27 protein-coding genes and 1 pseudogene are annotated in these 22,401 nt (G+C 62.9%); 11 read left to right on the top strand and 17 right to left on the bottom strand.

Going from position 1 to position 22,401, the window contains the following annotated elements; genetic code table 11:
- Positions 1-62: 62 nt before the first annotated feature.
- Genes RFM40_RS32155 through RFM40_RS32145 form a run of 3 tightly spaced genes read right to left on the bottom strand, consistent with a single transcriptional unit; the run spans position 63 to position 2,645 of the window.
- On the bottom strand, positions 63-689 hold the full coding sequence (locus RFM40_RS32155) for a glutathione S-transferase family protein (RefSeq protein ID WP_320230108.1): 627 nt from the start codon (positions 687-689) through the stop codon (positions 63-65).
- A gap of 3 nt (positions 690-692) precedes the next feature.
- Entirely contained in the window at positions 693-1,430 is a 738-nt protein-coding gene (locus RFM40_RS32150; RefSeq protein ID WP_320230109.1) for a hypothetical protein, read from the bottom strand.
- A gap of 3 nt (positions 1,431-1,433) precedes the next feature.
- Entirely contained in the window at positions 1,434-2,645 is a 1,212-nt protein-coding gene (locus RFM40_RS32145; RefSeq protein ID WP_320230110.1) for an NADP-dependent isocitrate dehydrogenase, read from the bottom strand.
- Between the two features lie 208 nt (positions 2,646-2,853).
- Here RFM40_RS32145 and RFM40_RS32140 point away from each other — a divergent pair, with 208 nt between their 5' ends.
- The 4 genes from RFM40_RS32140 (at position 2,854) to RFM40_RS32125 (ending at position 5,628) form a co-directional block, all read left to right on the top strand.
- Positions 2,854-3,693, top strand: a complete 840-nt coding sequence (locus tag RFM40_RS32140) for an RNA methyltransferase (RefSeq protein WP_320219014.1) — start codon at positions 2,854-2,856, stop codon at positions 3,691-3,693.
- A 79-nt stretch (positions 3,694-3,772) separates the two neighbouring features.
- Complete coding sequence (locus RFM40_RS32135) at positions 3,773-4,372, top strand: hypothetical protein (protein ID WP_320278959.1); 600 nt, start codon at positions 3,773-3,775, stop codon at positions 4,370-4,372.
- Positions 4,373-4,483: 111 nt separating this feature from the next.
- Entirely contained in the window at positions 4,484-5,284 is an 801-nt protein-coding gene (gene murI / locus RFM40_RS32130; protein WP_320230112.1) for a glutamate racemase, read from the top strand.
- A gap of 161 nt (positions 5,285-5,445) precedes the next feature.
- Positions 5,446-5,628, top strand: a complete 183-nt coding sequence (locus RFM40_RS32125) for a DUF3008 family protein (protein WP_292338534.1) — start codon at positions 5,446-5,448, stop codon at positions 5,626-5,628.
- Between the two features lie 102 nt (positions 5,629-5,730).
- Here the strand turns inward: RFM40_RS32125 and RFM40_RS32120 are convergent, their stop codons facing one another.
- Complete coding sequence (locus tag RFM40_RS32120) at positions 5,731-5,934, bottom strand: hypothetical protein (RefSeq protein ID WP_059185120.1); 204 nt, start codon at positions 5,932-5,934, stop codon at positions 5,731-5,733.
- Between the two features lie 413 nt (positions 5,935-6,347).
- Here RFM40_RS32120 and rpsD point away from each other — a divergent pair, with 413 nt between their 5' ends.
- The 3 genes from rpsD to RFM40_RS32105 all read left to right on the top strand — a co-directional run bounded on the left by rpsD (position 6,348) and on the right by RFM40_RS32105 (position 8,802).
- Positions 6,348-6,965 carry a 30S ribosomal protein S4 gene (rpsD, locus tag RFM40_RS32115; RefSeq protein WP_320230113.1) on the top strand — a complete coding sequence of 206 codons (618 nt, stop codon included), beginning with the start codon at positions 6,348-6,350 and terminating at the stop codon, positions 6,963-6,965.
- A gap of 108 nt (positions 6,966-7,073) precedes the next feature.
- A complete protein-coding gene (gene ttcA, locus RFM40_RS32110) occupies positions 7,074-7,985 on the top strand; it encodes a tRNA 2-thiocytidine(32) synthetase TtcA (RefSeq protein WP_320230114.1) in 912 nt (303 codons plus the stop codon).
- Complete coding sequence (locus RFM40_RS32105; protein ID WP_320278958.1) at positions 7,975-8,802, top strand: inositol monophosphatase family protein; 828 nt, start codon at positions 7,975-7,977, stop codon at positions 8,800-8,802. Before ttcA ends, RFM40_RS32105 begins: the two co-directional genes overlap by 11 nt.
- A gap of 117 nt (positions 8,803-8,919) precedes the next feature.
- Here the strand turns inward: RFM40_RS32105 and RFM40_RS32100 are convergent, their stop codons facing one another.
- From RFM40_RS32100 to RFM40_RS32075, 6 genes are all read right to left on the bottom strand, one after another.
- Positions 8,920-10,080, bottom strand: coding sequence for a multidrug effflux MFS transporter (locus tag RFM40_RS32100; RefSeq protein WP_430691755.1), 1,161 nt, complete (start codon positions 10,078-10,080; stop codon positions 8,920-8,922).
- Between the two features lie 229 nt (positions 10,081-10,309).
- Positions 10,310-10,645, bottom strand: a complete 336-nt coding sequence (grxD, locus tag RFM40_RS32095) for a Grx4 family monothiol glutaredoxin (RefSeq protein WP_059185116.1) — start codon at positions 10,643-10,645, stop codon at positions 10,310-10,312.
- Positions 10,646-10,895: 250 nt separating this feature from the next.
- Positions 10,896-11,129: a BolA/IbaG family iron-sulfur metabolism protein gene (locus tag RFM40_RS32090; protein WP_126093611.1), complete on the bottom strand. Its 234-nt coding sequence runs from the start codon at positions 11,127-11,129 to the stop codon at positions 10,896-10,898.
- 112 nt (positions 11,130-11,241) lie between these two features.
- Positions 11,242-11,766 carry a hypothetical protein gene (locus tag RFM40_RS32085; protein ID WP_320230116.1) on the bottom strand — a complete coding sequence of 175 codons (525 nt, stop codon included), beginning with the start codon at positions 11,764-11,766 and terminating at the stop codon, positions 11,242-11,244.
- Positions 11,763-13,994 (bottom strand): phosphoribosylformylglycinamidine synthase subunit PurL, encoded by a 2,232-nt coding sequence (purL, locus tag RFM40_RS32080; protein ID WP_320230117.1) that lies wholly within the window; start codon positions 13,992-13,994, stop codon positions 11,763-11,765. The genes RFM40_RS32085 and purL overlap by 4 nt, the downstream gene beginning before the upstream one ends.
- A gap of 142 nt (positions 13,995-14,136) precedes the next feature.
- Positions 14,137-15,546, bottom strand: a complete 1,410-nt coding sequence (locus RFM40_RS32075; protein WP_320278957.1) for an aminotransferase-like domain-containing protein — start codon at positions 15,544-15,546, stop codon at positions 14,137-14,139.
- 94 nt (positions 15,547-15,640) lie between these two features.
- Between RFM40_RS32075 and RFM40_RS32070 the strand changes: the two genes are divergently transcribed.
- Positions 15,641-15,883, top strand: a complete 243-nt coding sequence (locus tag RFM40_RS32070; protein ID WP_320230125.1) for a DUF1127 domain-containing protein — start codon at positions 15,641-15,643, stop codon at positions 15,881-15,883.
- A 24-nt stretch (positions 15,884-15,907) separates the two neighbouring features.
- On the opposite strand, the pseudogene RFM40_RS32065 reads toward RFM40_RS32070, so the two are convergent.
- From RFM40_RS32065 to purC, 6 genes and pseudogenes are all read right to left on the bottom strand, one after another.
- Positions 15,908-16,536: pseudogene (locus RFM40_RS32065) on the bottom strand (Pr6Pr family membrane protein).
- Between the two features lie 7 nt (positions 16,537-16,543).
- On the bottom strand, positions 16,544-16,954 hold the full coding sequence (locus RFM40_RS32060) for a hypothetical protein (RefSeq protein WP_320219025.1): 411 nt from the start codon (positions 16,952-16,954) through the stop codon (positions 16,544-16,546).
- 56 nt (positions 16,955-17,010) lie between these two features.
- Complete coding sequence (purQ, locus tag RFM40_RS32055; protein WP_320230119.1) at positions 17,011-17,679, bottom strand: phosphoribosylformylglycinamidine synthase subunit PurQ; 669 nt, start codon at positions 17,677-17,679, stop codon at positions 17,011-17,013.
- A gap of 55 nt (positions 17,680-17,734) precedes the next feature.
- Positions 17,735-17,929 carry a hypothetical protein gene (locus RFM40_RS32050; RefSeq protein WP_320230120.1) on the bottom strand — a complete coding sequence of 65 codons (195 nt, stop codon included), beginning with the start codon at positions 17,927-17,929 and terminating at the stop codon, positions 17,735-17,737.
- Between the two features lie 19 nt (positions 17,930-17,948).
- The gene (purS, locus tag RFM40_RS32045; protein ID WP_320230121.1) at positions 17,949-18,188 is read right to left on the bottom strand and encodes a phosphoribosylformylglycinamidine synthase subunit PurS; all 240 of its coding nucleotides are present in this window, start codon (positions 18,186-18,188) and stop codon (positions 17,949-17,951) included.
- 64 nt (positions 18,189-18,252) lie between these two features.
- The gene (purC, locus tag RFM40_RS32040; RefSeq protein WP_124997632.1) at positions 18,253-19,047 is read right to left on the bottom strand and encodes a phosphoribosylaminoimidazolesuccinocarboxamide synthase; all 795 of its coding nucleotides are present in this window, start codon (positions 19,045-19,047) and stop codon (positions 18,253-18,255) included.
- A gap of 276 nt (positions 19,048-19,323) precedes the next feature.
- On the opposite strand from purC, the gene RFM40_RS32035 reads away from it, so the two are divergent.
- Complete coding sequence (locus RFM40_RS32035) at positions 19,324-19,644, top strand: DUF1476 domain-containing protein (protein WP_320219031.1); 321 nt, start codon at positions 19,324-19,326, stop codon at positions 19,642-19,644.
- 256 nt (positions 19,645-19,900) lie between these two features.
- The gene (locus RFM40_RS32030) at positions 19,901-20,674 is read left to right on the top strand and encodes an HpcH/HpaI aldolase family protein (RefSeq protein WP_126099992.1); all 774 of its coding nucleotides are present in this window, start codon (positions 19,901-19,903) and stop codon (positions 20,672-20,674) included.
- Between the two features lie 19 nt (positions 20,675-20,693).
- Here RFM40_RS32030 and RFM40_RS32025 read toward each other — a convergent pair whose 3' ends face one another.
- On the bottom strand, positions 20,694-21,251 hold the full coding sequence (locus tag RFM40_RS32025) for an RBBP9/YdeN family alpha/beta hydrolase (protein WP_320230122.1): 558 nt from the start codon (positions 21,249-21,251) through the stop codon (positions 20,694-20,696).
- A gap of 198 nt (positions 21,252-21,449) precedes the next feature.
- On the opposite strand from RFM40_RS32025, the gene RFM40_RS32020 reads away from it, so the two are divergent.
- The gene (locus RFM40_RS32020; RefSeq protein WP_320230123.1) at positions 21,450-22,262 is read left to right on the top strand and encodes a VOC family protein; all 813 of its coding nucleotides are present in this window, start codon (positions 21,450-21,452) and stop codon (positions 22,260-22,262) included.
- Positions 22,263-22,401 lie beyond the last annotated feature (139 nt).

The following is a 22,401-nucleotide window of genomic DNA, read 5'->3' as shown; positions in this document are numbered from 1 at the left end:
AGACATGCGTAAAATCAAAAACCTAAAGCGCACGGAGCGAATCTGAAAGATCGCGACGCGCTTTAGGCGACCTTCTCGGTGCGAGCAAAGCTTGGACGGGCGGCGATGCGCGCATACCATTCCTGGATATCCGCAAATCGCCCCAGCATATCGCGCCCTTCGGCGACCTTGATGAAATACCCGATGATCGGCGCTGCGTGCAGGTCGGCCAGCGTGATCCCATCGCCGAGCAGCCAGGAGCCTTTCGCCTTCAGCGACGTCAGCACCTTGAGCACCGTTTCAGCTTGTCGCAACCCGCCGGCGATCAGCCCCTCGTCGGCTGGGGCCTTCTCTAGCCGCTCCACGGCAACGTCCCAGACCATGGCGCGGTAGCCATAGGCATCGAGCATGCCCGCGATCTGGCTCATCCTCGCACGACCGCGCGGATCGGCCGGCTGCAGTTCCGGCCCTTCGAAGGCCTCGTCGATGTAGCGTGCGATCGCGCTGGTCTCGAACAGGCGAAAACCGTCATGCTCGAAGGCCGGGATGCGGCCGAACGGGTGGTGCTCGAGATACCAGGCAGGAACGTCCTCGGCGGCGAAGATGTCGAGAGGCACGAGCTCGTAGCCGATGCCCTTTTCCTCCAGCGTCATCCGCGCGATGCGGACATAGACGCTGTAATCGGCGCCGTAGAGGATCGGCTTGGCCATTTGCTACTCCTCTTTGTCTTGGCTGTCCCGGATCCAGACGCGCAGCGGGCCGGCGGCTTGAAAGCCGCAGGCCGATGCTTCGTCCAGCCCGTCGCCGCGGTCATACCCGACCAGCGCGCGACTTCCAGCAAACGCATTGGCTGCCGCTCGCAATGCATTCCGATATGTCGGACTGCCATCTGCGGCAAAGACATTTGACACCCCAGTCACCAGCTCGGATCTATTGGCTATGCAGCCGGCGGTGAAGCCGTCAGCCGTCCGTTGGCCAAGGATGGCGATGGCGGGGTCGGCCAAGACCGCTGCCGGAAAGACACGACCGTTGGAGGGGCTTGCGCGATCCGGCCAGGCGAATTCCCACATCTCCAAGCTAGCAGCGTCCTCAACACGTTCCCAGCCGGAAGGCGTCGTCGTCGGATGACTTAGGTCCATCCAGATCCAGCTTGCTTCGAAGAGCTGACTGAACCCGAGCGGTTGGAGATCAAGACGGCAGAACCCATCCTTGACCGAAAAGCTGGTAGCAAGGACGGATGTCAGTCCGGCTATTTCCGCAAGTTGGGCCGCTATGGCATCGGCATCCAGAGTAGCGACATTGGGGTAGTAAGGAGGTGCTTGTCGGTCGCTGGACCAGACGAAGTCGCTCCTGAGATCACTTAGCCCATGCGCCTTGAAAATAGCCTGACAGAGGTCGGCATTATTGCCAGCGCAAAGGCGGACCCTTCCGCTGGCAATTATGCTCGGCACTCCTCACCCCATCGCTTTCTGCAAATTCTCGTCGATCTTGTCGAGGAAGCCGGTGGTCGAGAGCCAAGGCTGATCGGGACCGATCAGCAGCGACAGGTCCTTGGTCATGAAGCCGGCTTCGACGGTCTGGATGCAGACCTTCTCCAGCGTCTCGGCGAAGCGCTTCAGCTCGGCATTGTCGTCGAGCTTGGCGCGGTGGGCGAGACCGCGCGTCCAGGCGAAGATCGAGGCGATCGAGTTGGTGGAGGTTTCCTCGCCCTTCTGGTGCTGGCGATAGTGGCGCGTGACGGTGCCGTGCGCTGCTTCCGCTTCCACCGTCTTGCCGTCCGGCGTCATCAGCACCGAGGTCATCAGCCCGAGCGAACCGAACCCTTGCGCCACCGTGTCCGACTGCACGTCGCCGTCATAGTTCTTGCAGGCCCAGACATAGCCGCCAGACCATTTCAGGCTGGAAGCCACCATGTCGTCGATCAGGCGGTGCTCGTACCAGAGTTTTCTCGCCTTGAACTCGGCCTCGAACTCCTTCTCGTAGACGTCCTGGAAGATGTCCTTGAAGCGGCCGTCATAGGCCTTGAGGATGGTGTTCTTGGTCGAGAGGTAGACCGGGAAGTTGCGCAGCAGGCCATAGTTCAGCGAGGCGCGGGCGAATTCGCGGATCGACTCATCGAGATTGTACATGGCCATGGCGACGCCGGCGCCCGGAGCGTCGTAAACGTCATGCTCGATCACCGTGCCGTCCTCGCCGACGAACTTGATCGTCAGCTTGCCCTTGCCGGGATAGCGGAAGTCGGTGGCGCGGTACTGGTCGCCGAAGGCGTGACGGCCTACGACGATCGGCTTGGTCCAGCCTGGCACCAGGCGCGGCACGTTCTTCATGATGATCGGCTCGCGGAAGATGGTGCCGCCGAGGATGTTGCGGATGGTGCCGTTGGGCGACTTCCACATCTTCTTCAGCTTGAATTCCTCGACGCGCTGCTCGTCGGGGGTGATCGTCGCGCACTTCACGCCGACGCCGTATTTCTTGATGGCGTTGGCCGAGTCGACGGTTACCTGGTCGTTGGTGGCGTCGCGGTTCTCGATGCCGAGGTCGAAATAGTCCAGCTTGATGTCGAGATAGGGGTGGATCAGCTTGTCCTTGATGAACTGCCAGATGATGCGGGTCATCTCGTCGCCGTCGAGTTCGACGACCGGGTTCGCCACCTTGATCTTCGCCATGGAAAGAATGCCTCGTTGCTGGGGGATCTGAACGGCCTTGCCCGCATGGTTTCGGCCGGGGTTGCGGAGCGTATATCAAAGCCTTTTTGAGCGCGCAAACCGCGATCCGTACCACTAAGGACGGGTGCCGCTGTTGTGAATGCTTCATTTTCCGGGCCGGATGTGGCAGGGGACGCCGAAACGCCGCAAACCCTGGTTACGGAGAGCCATGCCAGCCGCAAAAGACCCCGCCAACGCCATCGGACCGGCGATCATCCTCGTCGAGCCGCAGCTCGGCGAGAATATCGGCATGGTCGCGCGCGCCATGGCGAATTTCGGCCTTTCGGAGCTGCGGCTGGTCAATCCGCGCGACGGCTGGCCGAGCGAGAAGGCGCGCGCGGCTGCCAGCCGCGCCGACCATGTCATCGATGCGACAAAGGTGTTCGACGATCTGGCCTCCGCGGTCGCCGACCTCAATTTCGTCTTCGCCACCACGGCGCGGGAGCGCGACGGCTTCAAGCCGGTGCGCGGCCCGGTGGAAGCAGGCAGGGCGCTCCGGGCACGCGGGCAGGCTGGGCTGCGCAGCGGGATTCTCTTCGGCCGCGAGCGCTTCGGCCTCTACAATGACGAGGTCGGCCTCGCCGACGAGATCGTCACCTTCCCGGTCGATCCCAGCTTCTCCTCGCTCAACATCGCGCAAGCGGTGCTTTTGATGTCCTATGAATGGATGAAGTCCGGCCTTGCCGAGGAGACGGCGACCAACTTCGCCGGACCGGAGCTCGTTCCGGCGACCAAGGAACAGCTGCACAGCCTGTTCACCTATCTCGAAGGCGCTCTCGAGGCGCGCGGATATTTCCGCCCGGAAGAAAAGAAGCCGAAGATGGTCGACAATCTGCGCGCCGTGCTGACGCGGGCGGGCTTCGCCGAACCGGAACTCAAAGTGCTGCGCGGCATCATCTCGTCTCTCGACCGATTTTCGCCGGCAATGCCGCGTGGCGACGGTTCGCCGGGCGACGACCCGAGGCGGTTACCGGCTGCGCGGAAGAGAGCGGCGGACAAAGAAAGTTAAATCTGTAAGCTCCGATCCTTCAAAGTAACCGAATATTATGCGGTTTTGATCCATCGTTATTGAAACGGTGGGGTAGCAGATGTTCGCGTCCAATATTGGCCGTCTGCGTTTCTTCTTCTATTCGCTCGGCCTGTTCATGGCGGAGGCGGTGGCGATCGTGCTCTGCATTGCCGTGACGATCGGTTTCGCGGGGCTGATCAATTCGATGCCGGGGCCGTCACGGCAAGGCCTGGCCGGCGCTGCTCTTATCGTGTCTCTGATCTTCGTCGTGCTGCGCGGCAATATCGCCTGGCGCCGCAGCCGCGACGCCAATGGGCCTAAGTGGATCCTTTGGGCCTACATCGTCTTCTCCGCCATCTATGCTTTTCTGGAGGCCGGCACGCTGCTGGTGATCGATTTCGGTAATCCGGAGAGTGCGCCCAGTGGCTTGAACCTGCTCGGTCTTTCCTTGTTCGGTCTTTGGGCCACGATCTTGTGGGCAAAGCCTGTCGCCGGCAGCGACATCGACGTGCTGACATCCGTCTTCGACTTCGACGGTTCCGTGCCGCCAACAGTTGCTGACCGGACGGCCGCAGCCGCATCGGCCCCTCGCAGTGCGGCGCCAGCCGCGCGCCCGTCGCCGGCGCCGCAGCCGTTTGGTCGGCCGCGACCTGCGGGCTTCGGCAAGCGTGGGCTCTGAGCTGACTTGCGCAAAAGCTGCTGGCATTTGCCACTTCAAGACCATGATCGTTCAGGATAGAAGCGCCGTTGGCCAAATCACTGGCCAACTCCTTCCTGTGGTCGGATGACAATGAGCGATCGATCAAGCCAGCGCCCGATCCTGATGTTCGATTCCGGCGTCGGCGGACTGACCGTGCTGCGCGAGGCGCGCGTGCTGATGCCGGACCGCCGCTTCGTCTATGTTGCCGACGACGCGGCGTTCCCCTACGGCGCATGGGAGGAACCAGCGCTCATGGAACACATACTGGCGCTGTTCGGCAAATTGCTCGACCGCTTGCAGCCGGCGATTTCGGTGATCGCCTGCAACACCGCCTCGACGCTGGTGATCGATGCGCTGCGCGAAAAATTTCCCGGCCACCCCTTTGTCGGCACCGTGCCGGCGATCAAGCCGGCCGCCGAGCGCACGCGTTCCGGCCTGGTGTCGGTGCTGGCGACGCCGGGCACAGTGAAGCGCCAGTACACGCGCGACCTGATCAGCAAATGGGCGCAGAAGTGCCATGTCCGGCTGGTCGGCAGCGACAGGCTTGCCGGACTGGCCGAAATCTACATGCGGGAGGGCTTTGTCGACGAGGAGGCCGTGCGCGCCGAGATCGCGCCGTGCTTTATCGAGCGCGACGGCCAGCGCACCGACATCGTCGTGCTCGCCTGCACGCATTATCCGTTTCTCGCCAACCGCATGCGCAAGACGGCACCCTGGCCCGTCGACTGGATCGACCCGGCGGAAGCCATCGCGCGGCGGGCTATGTCGCTGCTCGAACCTGTCGGCGAGCCGTCGGGCGAGGGGGAACCCGACATTGCCGTCTTCACCTCCGGCAAGGTGGATTTCGCCACGAGGCGACTCATTCAGGGCTTTGGCCTGACTGCGCGTTAAAGTGCGTCGCGCTGAAGGGGATTCAGGCGACGCGCTTTACGTCTTTGTATTTACGCATGTCGTTTTCCCAAAACCGCTGCGCACTTTGGGCGACATGCGTCAGCGCTGGAACTGCCGCGATGGCGCTGCGTTTCTCCTTTCAGCAAAAGGAGGAACTGACCATGCCTGCCACATCACAAGCTCAGCAAAAGGCGGCCGGCGCGGCGCTTGCCGCCAAACGCGGCGAGATCAAGAAAAGCGAGCTCAAGGGCGCCTCGCGCGACATGTATGAATCGATGAGCGAGAAGCAACTTGAGGAATTCGCCGAAACCAAACGCAAGGGTCTGCCCGGTAAGAAGTCGTGAATTCCCATTGCGGGCTCCCAGACCGATTGCGGGTCGGGCATCCGGATAGAAAAAGCCCGCGGGACAACCGCGGGCTTCGCCTTGCTTGGTTCAAGCAACCAACTACCGGCGCCACCAGCAGTGCCGCACCTTGTAGCGGACGACGTGGCGGTGGCCGTGCCGCCATACGACTCTTTTCTTCACCACGACGCGGCAGACCTGCTTATGGCCATGCCAGTGCCTTGCCATCGCTGGCTCCGGCGTCATGACTGCCATCGACCCGGCCAACACCGCGGCTCCGGTCAAGGTAAGGAAGAACTTCTTCATGGGAATTCGGACTCCTCTGCTCCAGTCCCGTCATAAAGTGTCAGGGCGAGCTCGCGTCCAAAATGATTGTGCCCCGCCCTGATGCCGTCGGCGACCGCCGGCATCGCATGCAACGCTGAATTGTTATAGGGTTGCCAGTTGCGCCGCCAGTCACAAGCTTGACAGCGGTTAAATCTCTGTTTAACAGGGCCACCAACACCGGGTGGCGACGCCCGGTGGTTTCTTTTGCATGGGCAAGACCTCACCGGGAGCCAAGCTGTCGGCGGTCTTGTTTGAACTGACGTGTCCCGTGGGTTTTCCGTCGCGTTGCGTGGAAAACCCTGTCAGGTCTCGAAAACGGAGGCCAGAGGAGGGCGCGTTTCCTTCGCCTGGAGCCATGGGGTTCCGGGTATATTGTTTTGAAAGGGAATGCGATGAGCAAGCGCGAATCCGCGAAATACAAGATCGACCGCCGCCTTGGCGAAAACATCTGGGGCCGCCCGAAGTCCCCGGTCAACAAGCGTGAATACGGCCCCGGCCAGCACGGCCAGCGCCGTAAGGGCAAGCTTTCCGACTTCGGCCTGCAGCTGCGCGCCAAGCAGAAGCTGAAGGGCCACTATGGCGATGTTTCGGAAAAGCAGTTCCGCAAGGTTTATGAAGAGGCCAACCGCCGCAAGGGCGACACCTCCGAGAACCTGGTCGGCCTGCTCGAGTCGCGTCTCGACGCGATCGTCTATCGCGCCAAGTTCGTGCCGACCATCTTCGCCGCCCGTCAGTTCGTCAACCACGGTCACGTCAACGTCAACGGCAGGCGCACCAACATCGGCTCGTATCGCTGCAAGCCGGGCGACGTCATCGAGGTGCGCGAGAAGTCGAAGCAACTCGTCATCGTGCTGGAATCGGTCGCTCTCGCCGAGCGCGACGTGCCGGACTACATCGAGGCCGACCACAACAAGATGACCGCTACCTTCGCCCGCGTTCCCGGCCTGGCGGATGTTCCGTTCGCCGTGCAGATGGAACCGAACCTGGTCGTCGAATTTTATTCGCGCTGATCCGATATCTATCGGCAAGCGATCGAAGGCCGCCCTCGAGGCGGCCTTTTCTTTGTTGGCCTTGTCCGCTAATCCGGGCGGCAACAAGAACCGTGGGGCATACGCGCCATGAACATGCTGCCAGATACAAAATCACTTGGCGTCAAATCGCTCGAACCGATCACCGACGACGAAGAGGGCGGGTTTCATCCGCTTTTTCGCGACGTGCCGTCCTCGGTCGAGTTCAACAAGCTGCGCAAGCGGCTCTTGCGGCTTACCCGCCAGGCGATCGAAGACTTCGCCATGGTGAAGCCCGGCGAGCGCTGGCTGGTGGCGCTCTCGGGAGGCAAGGATTCCTATGGCCTGCTTGCCCTGCTGCTCGACCTCAAATGGCGCGGCCTGCTGCCGGTCGAGCTGCTCGCCTGCAACCTCGACCAAGGCCAGCCTAATTTTCCAAAACACATCCTGCCGGACTATCTCAGCGCCAACGGTATTGCGCACCGCATAGAGTGCCAGGACACCTATTCGGTGGTCACCGACAAGCTGCCCGAGGGCAGCACCTATTGCTCGCTCTGTTCGCGGCTGAGGCGCGGCCATCTCTACCGCATCGCGCGCGAGGAGGGCTGCGCCGCCCTGGTTCTCGGCCACCACCGCGAGGACATCCTCGAGACCTTCTTCATGAACCTCTTCCATGGCGGTCGTCTCGCCGCCATGCCGCCGAAGCTGATCAATGATGAAGGCGACGTCATGGTGCTGCGCCCGCTCGCCTATTGCACTGAAGCCGATCTCGAGAAATTCGCCGGCGCGATGAAGTTCCCGATTATCCCCTGCGACCTTTGCGGCAGCCAGGAAGGGCTGCAGCGCAACGCCATGAAGGCGATGCTCGACGACATCGAGAAGCGCATGCCCGGCCGCAAGGACACGATGATCCGCGCCATGACCAATGTGCGGCCCTCACACCTGCTTGACCGAAAACTGTTCGACTTCGCCGCGCTCGATGCGCGCTTCATCACAGGGCAAGACATTTCCGATGACATTTGACGACCGTGCGATCGACTGGCTGGCCGACCTTCTCGCCGACGCAGCCAGGGCCGAAATCATGCCGCGCTTCCGCCGGCTGGGCGAGGGCGATGTCCGCCAGAAGACCTCCGCCGCCGATCTGGTGACCGAGGCGGACGTCAATGCCGAAAGGCTGATCACAGCCAGGCTGCGCGAGCGCTATCCCTCGGCGATGATCGTCGGCGAGGAGGCCTGCTCCGACGATCCGGCCTTGCTTGCCGGTCTCGGCGATGCCGAGCTTGCCTTCGTCATCGATCCGGTCGACGGCACCTTCAACTTCGCCTCCGGCGTGCCGCTCTTCGGCGTCATGCTGGGCGTGGTCGTCAACGGCGAGACGGTTGCAGGTATCATCCACGATCCGGTCGGCAAGGACTGGCTGATCGGCGCCAAGGGCGCTGGCAGCCATATCCGCCACGCGCACGGCGCGCTGGAGAAGGTGCAGGTCGCCGAGCCGGTGCCGATCTCGCAGATGACGGGTGCGGTATCGTGGCAGTATCTCAAGGAACCGAAGCGCTCCCGGCTGGCGCGTAACCAGACCAAGGCGCTGTCGCAGTTCGGCTATCGCTGCGCGGCGCATGAATACCGGTTGCTGGCGAGCGGCCACGGCCACTTCATCGTCTACAACAAGCTGATGCCTTGGGACCATCTGGCCGGTGTGCTGATCCATCAGGAAGCGGGTGGCTTTGCCGCGCGGATCGACGGCGATCCTTATCTGCCGTCGCATGTCGATGGCGGATTGCTCGTGGCGCCGGACAAGGATAGCTGGGACGAGCTGCGCCGCGAGCTCTGGGCCGACTGACTCGGCCGCTAGAGCGTTTCACCGTTTCACGGAAACGGCGAACCGCTCTATCTCTTTGTTCTGACGCAATTCCGGACGGAAAACCGCTCACACTTTTCCTGGAATTGCTCTAAAACCTCAGACCGGCGGGTTGTGCGGCTGGAACAGTCGTCCGCGCTCGGCGACCAGGATCATCAGCAGGGCCGCGACCGAGACGCTGCAGAAGCCGGCGGCCAATGGCGTGACCGTGCCGTTATAGGCCTGGCCGATCAGCGTGCCGAGGAGGCCGCCGAGAAAGGTCTGCATGAAGCCGAGGATGGAGGACGCCGTCCCGGCAAGCTCGCCGAGCGGCTCCATCGCCAGCGCGTTGAAGTTCGCGCCGAGGCAGCCGAACGGCACCATCGCGCCGGCGAAGAAGGTTATGAACAGCCAGAGCGGCATCTGTATTTCGAGCGAGACGACGAGCCAGATCAGGCTGATGGCGAGGAAGAGAAGCAGCGCGCTTTGCGACAGGCGGCGCATGCCGATCTTGCCGACGAGCCGCGCGTTGAGGAAGTTCGAGAAAGCAAGCACGCCGGCGACGCCGGCGAAGATCAGCGGGAACAACTCGCCGACATGGAAGACGTCGAGATAGATCTGCTGCGCCGAATTGATGAAGCCGAACATCGCACCGAAGATGAAAGTGCTGGCAAAGGCATAGCAAAGCGCGATGCGGTTGGTCAGCACTATGCGGAAGCCGCCGACAACCGCATTGACCGTCAGTGGCCGGCGGTATTCCGGATGCAGCGTCTCCGGCAAGCGCAGCAGCGACCATGTCGAGACGATCAGCGCGCCGACGGCCATGGTGACGAAGATCCAGTGCCAGGTGGCGAACAGCATGATGAACTGGCCGATGCCGGGGGCGACGACCGGGATCGCCATGAACACCATGAAGATCAGCGACATCACCTCGGCCATGCGGCGTCCCTCGAACGTGTCGCGCACGATCGAGACGGCGATGACGCGCGTCGCCGCGGCGCCGATACCTTGCACGACACGGCAAACGAGCAGGATGGCAAAGGTGGGCGCAACAGCGGCGGCAGCCACCGCCGCGACATAGATGATCAGGCCGGCGACCAGCGGCGCGCGGCGGCCGAAACGATCGGAGACCGGCCCGAAGAAGAGCTGACCGGCGCCGAAACCGAGGATGTAAGCGGTGATGACGTATTGGCGGTGGTTTTCGTTCTCGACGCCGAGCGAGGCTCCGATCTGCTGCAGGGCCGGCAGCATGATATCGATGGCCAGGGAGTTGAGCGCCATCAGCGCCGCGCAGAGCGCAATGAATTCCCAGCGCGGAATGGGCAGAGCCCGTTGCGACGCTTCTATCTGCTTGTCCACGGCAAAATCCGATCATTCAAACGAACATGCGCCGGTGGACCGGCGCATTTATTCGTCTCGTTCCCGAAGTCGGGAACTGCATTGCCGAGGTGGGGGCGGCCCCGGGTGTCTCGTGTCTGGCGGCTAAATTGCCGGCCGGCGCGAACTCAACTCAGGCGGCGCCTTTGACGCTGACGCCCTTTTCGACGAGGAAATCCTGCAACTCGCCGGCCTGGAACATCTCGCGCACGATGTCGCAACCGCCGACGAACTCGCCCTTGACGTAGAGCTGCGGAATGGTCGGCCAGTTGGAGTAGTCCTTGATGCCCTGGCGCAGCTCTGCCGAGTCGAGCACGTTCACGCCTTTGTAGTCGGCTCCGATATAATCGAGGATCTGCACAACCTGGCCGGAAAACCCGCATTGCGGGAAGCCTGGCGTGCCTTTCATGAATAGCACGACGTCGTTGCTCTTCACTTCATTGTCGATGTAGTCGTTGATGCCGGTCATGGACAATCCTTTCACGCCTGTGGGAGTCAGGCTCGAAACATGTCCATCAAATAAACCCATAGGTTGGCTGAAACAAGACGTTAGCCGCGACGCCAACGGAATGGCGCAAGGGATGGTGCGTTTTGGGCTAAAGCGCGTCGCGATCTTTCAGGTTCGCTCCGTGCGCTTTAGGTTTTTGATTTTACGCATGTCTTTGTCCCGAAACCGGTTCCCACTTTCGGGAGACATGCTCTAAAGTCTGGTTGGCGGTTCAGTCCGGAACGCTGGTCTGCAACGCCAGCGCGTGCAGCACGCCGCCCATATTGCCCTTCAGCGCGTCATAGACCATCTGGTGCTGCTGCACCCGGCTTTTGCCGCGGAAACTTTCGGCCACCACCTCGGCCGCGTAATGGTCGCCGTCGCCGGCCAGATCGCGAATCGTCACCTTAGCGTCCGGAATGCCTTGCTTGATCAGCCGTTCGATGTCGTGCGCATCCATTGCCATGGCAAAAAATCCTGTTTTCGAGCGGGAGCTGTGCAGCCCGTGCGATGAGAGTCGGGGATAAACGTAGAGCCTTTCCGGTCCGGATTGAAGCGGTTCCGTCCACGCCGACGGCTCACGACATGTTCTGATCCAGATGAGCCGCGTCGGCGGCGGGCATGTCCTCACGCGTCGAGTAGGCGCGACCGAGGCTGAAGGTCAACACATAGAGCGGGATATTGATCGCGATACCGACCATGGGCAAGTAACTGGTCCATTGCCACATCGGGGAGAAGAACGACTGGCCGTAGCCATCGCACGTAAGCGAGGAACCATAGGCCGACAGCGCTCCGAGGACGACGGTCACAGCAAAGAGCTTGACGCAGGTGACGATGTGCCTTGCCCGAGCCGGTTCCGGCAAAAGCCGTTCCCAGAGGACCAGGCACAGAATCGGAACCGCATAGACGAGGCTCTGGACGGCCAGCATCGGAAATGTGCCGTTGGCCGCGGCAAGGAATTCGACCCGCGTTTCGAGCCGCGGACAAACCTCGCTCGAGGTCGTCGACAGCAGCAGAAAGACGAACGGCCCGAGAAACCAGAAAAAGAACAGGGACGGCCAGAAGACGGCTGCAAGCAGCGCCCGGACCGCCAATCTGGTCAAATGGCCTGATCCATGAAACGCGGGAACCAGCCCTCATGGGCCGCGGTCAATTCATTGACTGGTATGGCTCGCGTCTCGCCGAGTTTCAATTCACGACCGCCGGTCGTGCCGATCCAAGGCGCAAAGATGCCGAGCATGCCCTGCTCCTCGCGGATCCTGTCCCATTCGCCGCTTTGCGGGTCGATCGAGAGCGTCAGCAGGTAGCGGCCCTGGTCCTCGCCGAACCAGACCGGGATCGGGTCGGTGCCGGTAAGCCCTGGAATGGTGGCGCCGATGCCTGACGCCATCGCCATTTCGGCGAGCGCCACGGCAAGGCCGCCATCGGATACGTCGTGCGCGGCCGTTACGATACCGGAGGCGATCAACGCGCGGACATGGTCGCCGACGCGCTTCTCATGTTCGAGATCGACCGGCGGCGGCGGGCCGTCGGTCCGGCTGTGGATGTCGCGCATATAGACGGACTGGCCGAGATGGCTGCCCCAGCTTGCCGGCGCGCCGACCAGCACGATCATCTGCCCCTCGGCGGCAAAGCCGATGCGGGCCATCTTCGACCAGTCGGGGATCAATCCGACGCCGCCGATGGTCGGGGTCGGCAGGATGCCGCGGCCGTTGGTTTCATTGTAGAGCGAGACATTGCCGGAGACGATCGGGAAGCCAAGCGCGCGGCAGGCATCGCCGATGCCCTTCACCGCGCCGACAAACTGGCCCATGATCTCCGGCCGCTCCGGATTGCCGAAATTGAGGTTGTCGGTGGCTGCGAGCGGCAGCGCGCCAGTGGCGGTGAGGTTGCGCCAGCATTCGGCGACGGCCTGCTTGCCGCCCTCATAGGGATCGGCCTCGCAGTAGCGCGGCGTGACATCGGAGGAGAAGGCCAACGCCTTGGTCGGATGGCCATCGACGCGCACCACGCCGGCGTCGCCGCCTGGAAGCTGCAGCGAATTGCCCTGGATCAGCGTGTCGTATTGCTCCCACACCCAGCGGCGCGAGGAGAGGTCCGGTCCGCCGAGCAGCTTGAGCAGCGCATCCGCCACGTCGGCCTTCGGCGCGTCGTTCGCGGCAAGCGGCGCCGGCTTCTTGGATTCGACCCAAGGCCGGTCATATTCGGGCGCCTGGTCGCCCAGTTCCTTGATCGGCAGGTCGGCGACCTCGTCGCCCTGGTGCAGCACGCGGAAGCGCAGGTCGTCGGTCGTCTTGCCGACGATGGCGAAGTCGAGGCCCCATTTGCGGAAGATCGCCTCGGCCTCTTCCTCTTTTTCGGGGCGCAGCACCATCAGCATGCGCTCCTGGCTCTCCGACAGCATCATCTCATAGGCGCTCATGCGCTCCTCGCGCACCGGCACCTTGTCGAGGTCGAGCTCGATGCCGAGATCGCCCTTGGCGCCCATCTCGACCGCCGAGCAGGTCAGGCCGGCCGCTCCCATGTCCTGGATGGCGATGACGGCGCCCGAGGCCATCAACTCGAGGCAGGCCTCCAGCAGGCATTTTTCGGTGAAGGGGTCGCCGACCTGGACGGTCGGCCGCTTCTCCTCGATCTTGTCGTCGAACTCGGCCGAGGCCATGGTGGCGCCGCCGACGCCGTCGCGTCCGGTCTTGGCGCCGAGATAGACGACCGGCAGGCCGACGCCCTTGGCCTGAGACAGGAAGATCGCGTTGGTCTTGGCAAGGCCCGCCGCGAAGGCATTGACCAGGATGTTGCCGTTGTAGCGCGGATCGAAATTGACCTCGCCGCCGACCGTCGGCACTCCGAAGGAGTTGCCGTAGCCGCCGACGCCTGAAACGACGCCGGCGACCAGATGCCGGGTCTTGGGATGGTCTGGCGCGCCGAAGCGCAGTGCGTTCATCGCCGCAACCGGCCGGGCGCCCATGGTGAAGACGTCGCGCAGGATGCCGCCGACACCGGTCGCGGCTCCCTGATAGGGTTCGATGTAGGACGGGTGGTTGTGGCTCTCCATCTTGAAGACGACGCAGTCGCCGTCGCCGATGTCGACCACGCCGGCATTCTCGCCCGGTCCCTGGATAACCTGCGGGCCGCTGGTCGGCAGCGTGCGCAGCCATTTCTTGGATGACTTGTAGGAGCAGTGCTCGTTCCACATCGCCGAGAAGATGCCGAGCTCGGTGAAGCTCGGCTCGCGTCCGACCAGGTCGAGGATGCGCTGGTATTCGTCGGGCTTCAGCCCATGCGCGGCGACGAGCTCGGGAGTGATCGGCACGGAATTGGAAATGGTCATGAGCGGCGATTTGTGTCCGTGGGAGAGGGGATTTTTCGAGTCTCCTCTTATCGCAAGCTTTCGCGCGATACACCCCACCAGATGACGAAAAACGCCGGAAAACTACCCCGTAGGGGCCTGCTCGACTGCCGCACTGAGCGCGTCAAGAAAAACTGTCATAGCCGGCGCGGCCTTCGTCGAGCAGGCGGCGGATGACCGCTACGCCGCCGGCGACATCCTGGCTCTGCCGGGGTTGCGACACACCGAAGCGGACGCCGTGGAAGACCTGCTCGGAGCGGCCAGCCTTGAACTCGTCCTCGTCGTCGATCAAGACGCCCTGCGCCAGGCAGGCATTCTTGAAGGTGCCCGACAGCCACGGGTCTGGCAAAGTCAGCCAGACGAAGGGCACATTGTCCCGTGTCTTGAAGTCGAACCCCGCCAGCGTCTCGCGCACAACGTGGAGACGGGCCTGGATCTCGGCAATGCAGCGTTTGCGGATCTCGACGGCCTGGCCGGATATCACCAGCCTCGTTCCAACCTCCGCCAGCAGGAAGGGCAGGCCGCCGGTCATCATCTTGTGGGCGACGCGGATGCGGTGGCGGTAGGCGGGCGGACAGGAAAGCCAGCCGCCGCGCACGCCGGCCGCGACCGATTTCGACAGGCCGCCGGCGACGATCGTGCGCTCCGGGGCATATTCGGCAAGCAGCGGCGTCGGATCGTCGGTCAATTCGCCATAGAGGTCGTCCTCGATCAGGACGACATTGTACTCGCGCGCAATACGCGCGATCGCCTGGCGCCGCTCGGCCGACAGCGTCACCAGCGTCGGGTTCTTCGCCGTCGGCATCACGAACATCATCTTGGGGTGTTTTTGCGCGCAGACGCGCTCGAAATCGTCGGGGTCGATGCCTTCATCGTCCGCCGACACCAGCGCCGTGCGGCGCCCGATCAGCCCGGCGCTGCGCGAGATCTGCGAATAGGTAAGGTGCTCGAAGACGACATAGTCGCCGGGCGTGGTGAGCGCGGCGATCGCAGCCATCACGGCGGCATGGGTGCCGAGTGTCGGCACGATCGAATCGGGCGAGGGGCGGAAGGAGCTGCGCGACAGCCATCGGCTGCCGGCCTCATACCAGCGTTCGGGAAAATCCCTGGTGTAGCTCGCTATGTCGTGCGGATGTTCCTGCGCAGTGCGCGCCAGCAAGTCCGCGATGACGGCGCCCTGGCCGACATCGGGTGCTGCGGTGCTGTCGAAGCGCAGCTTGCCCGTCGGCGCATCGATGGGGCGCGTGCCTTGGACGGCGGGCTCGATATCCGCTTTCGGGATCTCCGTGCGTTGCGCGAGCACATAGGTGCCGCGTCCGACCTCGCCGCTCACCAGCCCGCGTTCGCGCAGCAACTGATAGGCCCGGCCGATCGTGCCGACAGTCGTGCCGATGTCATAGGCGAGGTCGCGCTGCGGCGGCAGTTTTGCACCGGCATCGATGACGCCTTTGTCGATATCTGACTCAATGCTGTCAGCAAGGCGCTGATAGAGAGGACCTGAGCCGGAGGAAAGATCGGGGAGCCAATTTGTCATGGTGACAATTTTCTATATTGCACCTCGCGATGAGTCAATCGATATGAAGTCGCAGGCGGCAAGGGTACAATTCATCAGTTTGGCAGAACGAGACATGAATACAATTGATGCATTCCATCGCGACGGCGCTGAATTGTATGGCCATTCGTCGGTTCGGCGCGGCTTCCTCGGCCGGCTGGCGCTTGTGCTTCATTCCATCGCCAGACAGATCGGCCGCATGCTGGAGCGCCGTCGCGGGCGCCTTGCGCTGCTGGAGATGACCGACGAGCAGCTCAAGGATATCGGTATCTCACGCTGCGACGCCCATCGCGAAGGCATCAGGCCGTTCTGGGACTAATCGCTCCCGGACGCGGGCTGCGGATCACTTCCGCAGGCGGGCGACGCCGTGATCGGCAAGCACGGCGAGCACGCATAGGCCGAGAAACAGCGCGGTCGTGGCCAGCGCCGAAATGGTGACGCCGGCCGCGCCGTTCTTCGCCACGTCGAGGAACGGGTAGGGCACCTCGCCGGCGAATGGCGCGCGTATCAGCGCATAGGCGAGATAAGCGAGCGGATAGATCATCCACCAGGAGATGTCGCTCCAGCGCGATTTCCCGTCGGCGCCTGCGATCAGCCACCACAGCACGAAGATCAGCGGCGCCACGTAGTGGAGCAGGGTGTCGCACAGCAGGAACAGGCCTTCCGGCGCCCAAAGGCGCGCCAGCACGGTCGAATAGACGATCAAGACCAGCGTTAGGCGACCGCGACGCCGGCCCGCATGCGCCGCCCGGCGAAGGCCGGGAACCGGGCATAACCGGTTGGTGACAGCAGCGATGCATGCACCAGCACTGCCGCGATGTTGGTCAGGATGGTGAAGAAGCTGAAATAGAAGACGATCGAGCCCAGCAGGCTGCGACCTGCCGCCATGGACGCCGGGACGGTGATCGTGAATTGCAGGACGAGCCCGATAAGCCCGATGACCAGTCCCGCCATCTGCAGGAACCGGCTCATGGCAGGCTCACGCGGCGGCGGCGCAGGAGGGGTTACCGGCCTGCCAGCGGGCGATGTCGGAGCCGATACGAGCGCCGAGCGGTTCGGCCATCAGCGGCCCGAACACATCCACCTTGCTGGAATTGCCCTGTGCCTGCACCACCAGCAGCGGCTTGCCGCCATAGTGCTTGGCCGGCACCAGCAGGAAGCGCGGCGTGCCGCTGTAGGAATTCAGCTCATTGGCCATCTGGTAGGACTTGAAGGCCGGATCCTTGCTGGCGATCCAGCATTTATGCGCGGCGATCGCGACCTGCTCCATGGCAAGCAGCGAGGCGCTCTTGCCTGACGGCGCCGGCGCGGTCTTCGAGCCGGACTGGCAAGAGGCCAACGCAAGTCCGGCGGCAGCCAGGAGAGCAAGGCGGGCAATCGTCAGTCTCATGGTCAGGCCGCCCGTTGCTCTGAAATAATTGTCCTGAAGGAAATGTCCGGAAAGGATCAAGCGGCGATGCCAAGCGCGCCTTCGAACAGCGCACGGCCGTCGCTGCCGCCATGCGCCGCCTCGATCAGGTTCTCCGGGTGCGGCATCAGTCCGAGCACGTTGCCCTTTTCGCTGACGATGCCGGCGATGTCGTTGATCGAGCCATTGGGATTGGTGCCCTCGGCGTAGCGGAACACCACCTGGCCTTCGCCTTCGAGGCGCGCCAGCGTTTCGGCATCGGCGAAATAGTTGCCGTCGTGGTGCGCGACCGGCGAGCGGATGACCTGGCCCGGCTGATAGCGGCGGGTGAACATGGTGTTTGCGTTGGCGATCTCGAGCTTCACCTGCCGGCACACGAATTTCAACGAGGCGTTGCGCATCAGCGCGCCGGGCAGCAGCCCCGCCTCGACCAGGATCTGGAAGCCGTTGCAGACGCCGACAACCATGACGCCCTTGGCGGCCTTTTCGGCCACCGCCCGCATGACCGGCATACGCGCGGCGATCGCCCCGCAGCGCAGATAGTCGCCGAAGGAGAAGCCGCCGGGGATGGCGATCAGGTCGACATCGGGGATTTCGGTATCGGTCTGCCAGACGGTCGCCGGCGCCTGTCCGGAAATCTTGGTCAGCGCCGCGATCATGTCGCGGTCGCGGTTGAGGCCAGGCAGGAGGACGACGGCTGATTTCATTTTGGTTCGTAGGGTCTCTGGTTCTCGGCGAGTTCGCGCAACTCAAGGCGGCGTTCTATGCGCTCAAGTCGATTGTCTTGGCGGCAAGCACGCCATAGATGTTCCTGATGTCGCTTTCGGTAGCAATCATATGGCCGCGAATAGAGCCAACCTCGGATCTCACCTCTCCAAGCGTCGTGTCCATCCTGTCCAATCGAGACTGAATCGACCTGGGGGTTTCGAATATCAGGCTTCCATCGATCTCGGCCACCAATGCCTCCAATGCAACCTCAGGTTATGGACACACTATAGTTCTCAATCACTGTGTTCGCCAGAAGCTTGTCGCACATGGCCTTGAGGTCGGCTTCGGCCTTGGCCTTGTCGGTGCCGTTGAGCTCGATGTCGAAGACTTTGCCCTGACGTACCTGGCCGACGCCGTCGAAGCCCAGCCCCGACAGCGCATGCTCGATCGCCTTGCCCTGCGGGTCGAGAACGCCGTTCTTGAGGGTGACGGTGATGCGGGCTTTCATCGATACTCCTGGGTGGTCGGTGGTGCTGGCGGCGGACCTGCCGTTGCCGGCAGGCCGCTTGTAATCAATGCTTCATGCCCTTGGGCGGCTCGGAGGAGGCGACGAGCACCGGACCCGTCGGGCGCGGCGGCTCGTTCTCGTTCATGATGCCGAGACGGCGGGCGACTTCCTGGTAGGCTTCGACCAGGCCGCCCATGTCGCGGCGAAAGCGGTCCTTGTCGAGCTTGTCCTGGGTAGCGACATCCCACAGCCGGCAGGAATCCGGCGAGATCTCGTCGGCAACGACGATGCGCATCATGTCGCCCTCGAACAGGCGCCCGCATTCGATCTTGAAGTCGACCAGCTGGATGCCGACGCCGAGGAACAGGCCGGAGAGGAAGTCGTTGACGCGGATGGCCAAAGCCATGATGTCGTCGATTTCTTGCGGGCTTGCCCAGCCGAAGGCGGTGATGTGCTCTTCCGACACCATCGGATCGTCCAGCGCATCGGCCTTGTAGTAGAATTCGATGATCGAGCGCGGCAGCACCGTGCCTTCCTCAATGCCGAGGCGCTTCGCCAGCGAGCCGGCGGCGACGTTACGCACCACCACTTCGAGCGGGATGATCTCGACTTCCTTGATCAGCTGCTCGCGCATGTTGAGCCGGCGGATGAAGTGTGTCGGGATGCCCATGCGATTGAGGTGATTGAAGATGTGCTCGGAAATGCGGTTGTTGAGCACGCCCTTGCCGTCGACCACCTCATGCTTCTTCTTGTTGAAGGCGGTGGCGTCGTCCTTGAAGAATTGAATCAGCGTTCCCGGCTCAGGCCCCTCATAGAGGATCTTGGCCTTGCCTTCGTAAATGCGGCGGCGATTTTTCATCTGATTTTTTCTCTGGATTGGCGGGCAGGCGGCAAGCGACCAGTTCCTGTCCGTCTGCCTAAATTAGTTGCGGCGACGGTGGCGTTCAATGCCGGTGTCTATAGCAATCGTAATGTTTGCTCAATCGGCAAATCCTGCCGATCAACCGGTTTCGGGACCGAAATGCCGCAGCGCAGCATGCGATCAAGCATATTGACCGGCCCGCGACCTTTTGGTTTGTGCTTGGCCAGCACACATATTCACCGCCAAGCGAATCGGATTGACCGGAGGGACGTCATGAGCAGCATGAAAGACCGCGAAGAGGGCTTCGAGCGCAAATTCGTCTTCGACGAAGAGCTTCGCTTCAAGGCCTCGGCGCGCCGCAACAGGGCGCTCGGCCTGTGGGCCGCCGAAAAGCTTGGCAAGACCGGCGCCGATGCCGAAGCCTATGCCAAGGAAGTGGTCGTCTCCGATATCGAGGAAGCCGGCGACCACGACGTCTTCCGCAAGATCCGCAAGGATTTCGACGCGGCCGGCGTCAACCAGTCGGACCATCAGATCCGCCGCACCATGGACGAGCTGATGGCGCAGGCGATCGAGCAGATCAAGAACGCCTGAGTCCTTATGAGCATGATGTCTTCCGAAAACCGCTTCACACTTTTCGGCATCATGCTCTAGCTGGACCAATCGACCGCCCGGCCGAGTCGGGCGGTTTTTCTTTGCCTTGCCGCCGTTTCCGGCTGAAACTGCATTGGAGCGACGTGCGTCCTTTTGGACGCACAAAGTACGCTTCAACGCTTTGAGTCTTCGCATCGTGCTTTCCGAAAATCGATCCGATTTTCGGGCCGATGCGTTGTTAACAAGGAAAGTTCCGATGTCGCTCAAATCCCGCCTGGCTGCCGACGAAACGCTGTTCACCGCCTGGTCCGGCGTGCCGGACGCGCTGACGGTCGAAATCATCGCCAAGCAGGGCTTTGATGCGGTCACCCTCGACATGCAGCATGGCGGGCACCACGAGGACAGCGTGCTGCGCGGCCTGGTGCCGGTGCTGGCCGCCAACAAGCCGGCCCTGGTGCGCATTCCGGTCGGCCGCTTCGACATGGCGAGCCGGGCGCTCGATTTCGGCGCCGAGGCGGTGATCGCGCCGATGGTGAATTCGGTGGCGGATGCAAGGCAGTTCGCCGCCGCGATGAAATATCCGCCGATGGGCGAGCGCTCCTGGGGCCCGACCTATGCCTTTCCGCGCCACGGCAAGGGCGACCACGCCGAATGGCTGCGCGACTCGAACCAGCGCACCATGGCCTTTGCCATGGTCGAGACGCGGGCGGCGTTCGAGGCGCTCGACGGCATCCTCGAGACGCCCGGCATCGACGGCATCTTCGTCGGCCCGTCGGACTTCTCGATCGCCTGGTCGAACGGCACCACGGTCAATTCGACGCTGGAAAGCATGATGGAGACGGTGGCCTCGATCGCCGAACGGACGCGCAAGGCCGGCAAGCATGCCGCGATCTACGTCATCGAACCTGCCGTTGCCGGGCGCGTCGTGTCGATGGGCTACCGGCTGCTCGCCATGGGCTCGGACCACACGCTGATCTCGCTCGGCGCTAAGACGCTCTTGAAGAGCATGCGGGATTCCATCGGCGCCTGAGGCGCAAGACTGGCCAGTTTCAGGGTTCTTTCAGGTCCGTCAGGAACTTGGCGAAGGTCATCGAGCCTTCCGGCCAGGGGCCGAAGCCTGAATCCGCGTTGAGATGGCCGGCCTCGCCAGCGTCGATGAACAGCGACCCCCAGGCGGCGGCAATGTCCTCAGCGACGTCGAAAGCGCAGAACGGATCGTTGCGGCTGGCGATTACGATCGACGGAAAGGGCAGGGGTTCGCGCGCATAGGGGCCGAAGGTCATCAGGTGCTTCGGCCTGATCTCAGGATTGGCGACATCCGGCGGCGCCACGAAAAAGGCGCCCGCGACCGGCCTCTGGAATTGCGGAATGGCCTGCACCGCCGCCGCCACGCCAAGCGAATGCGCGACGATGACGACGGGCCGCTCGGCCTCGTTGACGGCCTTCGCCACGCTTGCCGTCCAGTCCTCGCGCACTGGCTTCGACCATTCGGCCTGCTCCACCCGGCGCGCCGTCGATAGCTTCGACTGCCAACGGGTCTGCCAGTGCTCGGGGCCGGAATTGGTGTAGCCCGGCACGATGAGAATATCTGCGTCCTTGACTTTCATGGCGCCGATGTAGCGAGCGGCCCTGTCTCATGCAACCGTGCCAATGGGTTGCAGCAGATCGCAATTGTGAACAACCTGTTCGATTCTTTCCGTCTTGTGTGAACGATCGCGATGGACAATCTGAGGCGGGAAACAGAAGTACCTATTAAAAGCTGGTGTGGCCGCTACTGGGAGGTCGCCGCCAGAACGGAGAGTTTGATGAGCGAACTGCCTTTTGCCGCGACCACGCCGGTCAGCGTCTCGCGTGTCGGTCTGAAGGCGCGCGACGCCGAAAAGCTTGCCGCCTATTACCGCACCGTCATCGGCCTCAAGGAACTGAGCCGCGCCGACGGCGCGATCACGCTTGGCGCCGCCGACCGTCCGCTGCTGGTGCTGGAGCAGGATGCCTCCGCGAAGCCTGACGATCCTCGCAGCGCCGGCCTTTTCCATACGGCCTTCCTGCTGCCGTCGCGCGCCGATCTCGGCCGCTGGATCAACCAAGCAGCCGCCAACCGGATCGGCATTGAAGGCGCGTCGGACCATCTGGTGAGCGAGGCGCTTTACCTCACCGACCCGGAGGGCAACGGCATCGAGATCTATTCAGACCGCCGTCCGCAGGACTGGAAGTGGAACGGCGACAGAATAGCGATGTCGACCGAGCGGCTGAACCTGCCGGCGGTCGTCGCCAGCGTTCCGGCGGGCGACGCCGGTTGGCAGGGCGCGCCGGAAAACACCATTGTCGGCCATGTCCATCTGCGCGTCGGCCGGCCGGAAGAGGCAGAAGCCTGGTGGCATGACGAGTTCGGTTTCGACACCGTCGCCAAATATGGCGGCCAGGCCGTGTTCCTGTCGTCCGGCCATTACCACCACCATATCGGCGCCAATGCCTGGCACAGCGCCGGCGCCGGCCGCCGCGATCCGGCCCGTTCGGGCCTTGCCTGGGTCGAGATGCGCTCGGACAACGTGAAGGCCGAGACTGTGCGGGAAGACCCGTGGGGGACGGTGATCAGGACAGTGCCGGGTAAGGCTTGAAGTCAGAGCTGCGCCAAGCTGGAGCACCCCTCATCCGTCTCGGCGCTGCGCGCCGATCCACCTTCTCCCTCGAGGGTGTTTGGACCGGGGACATCGCGAACAGGTGTGCGAGGACATCGCGAACAGTTTTGCATGCTAT

Source organism: Mesorhizobium captivum, assembly GCF_033977165.1.
Lineage (GTDB): Bacteria > Pseudomonadota > Alphaproteobacteria > Rhizobiales > Rhizobiaceae > Mesorhizobium > Mesorhizobium captivum.
The sequence above is the reverse complement of the archived record's forward strand: the minus strand, read 5'-3'. Positions and strand labels throughout refer to the sequence as shown.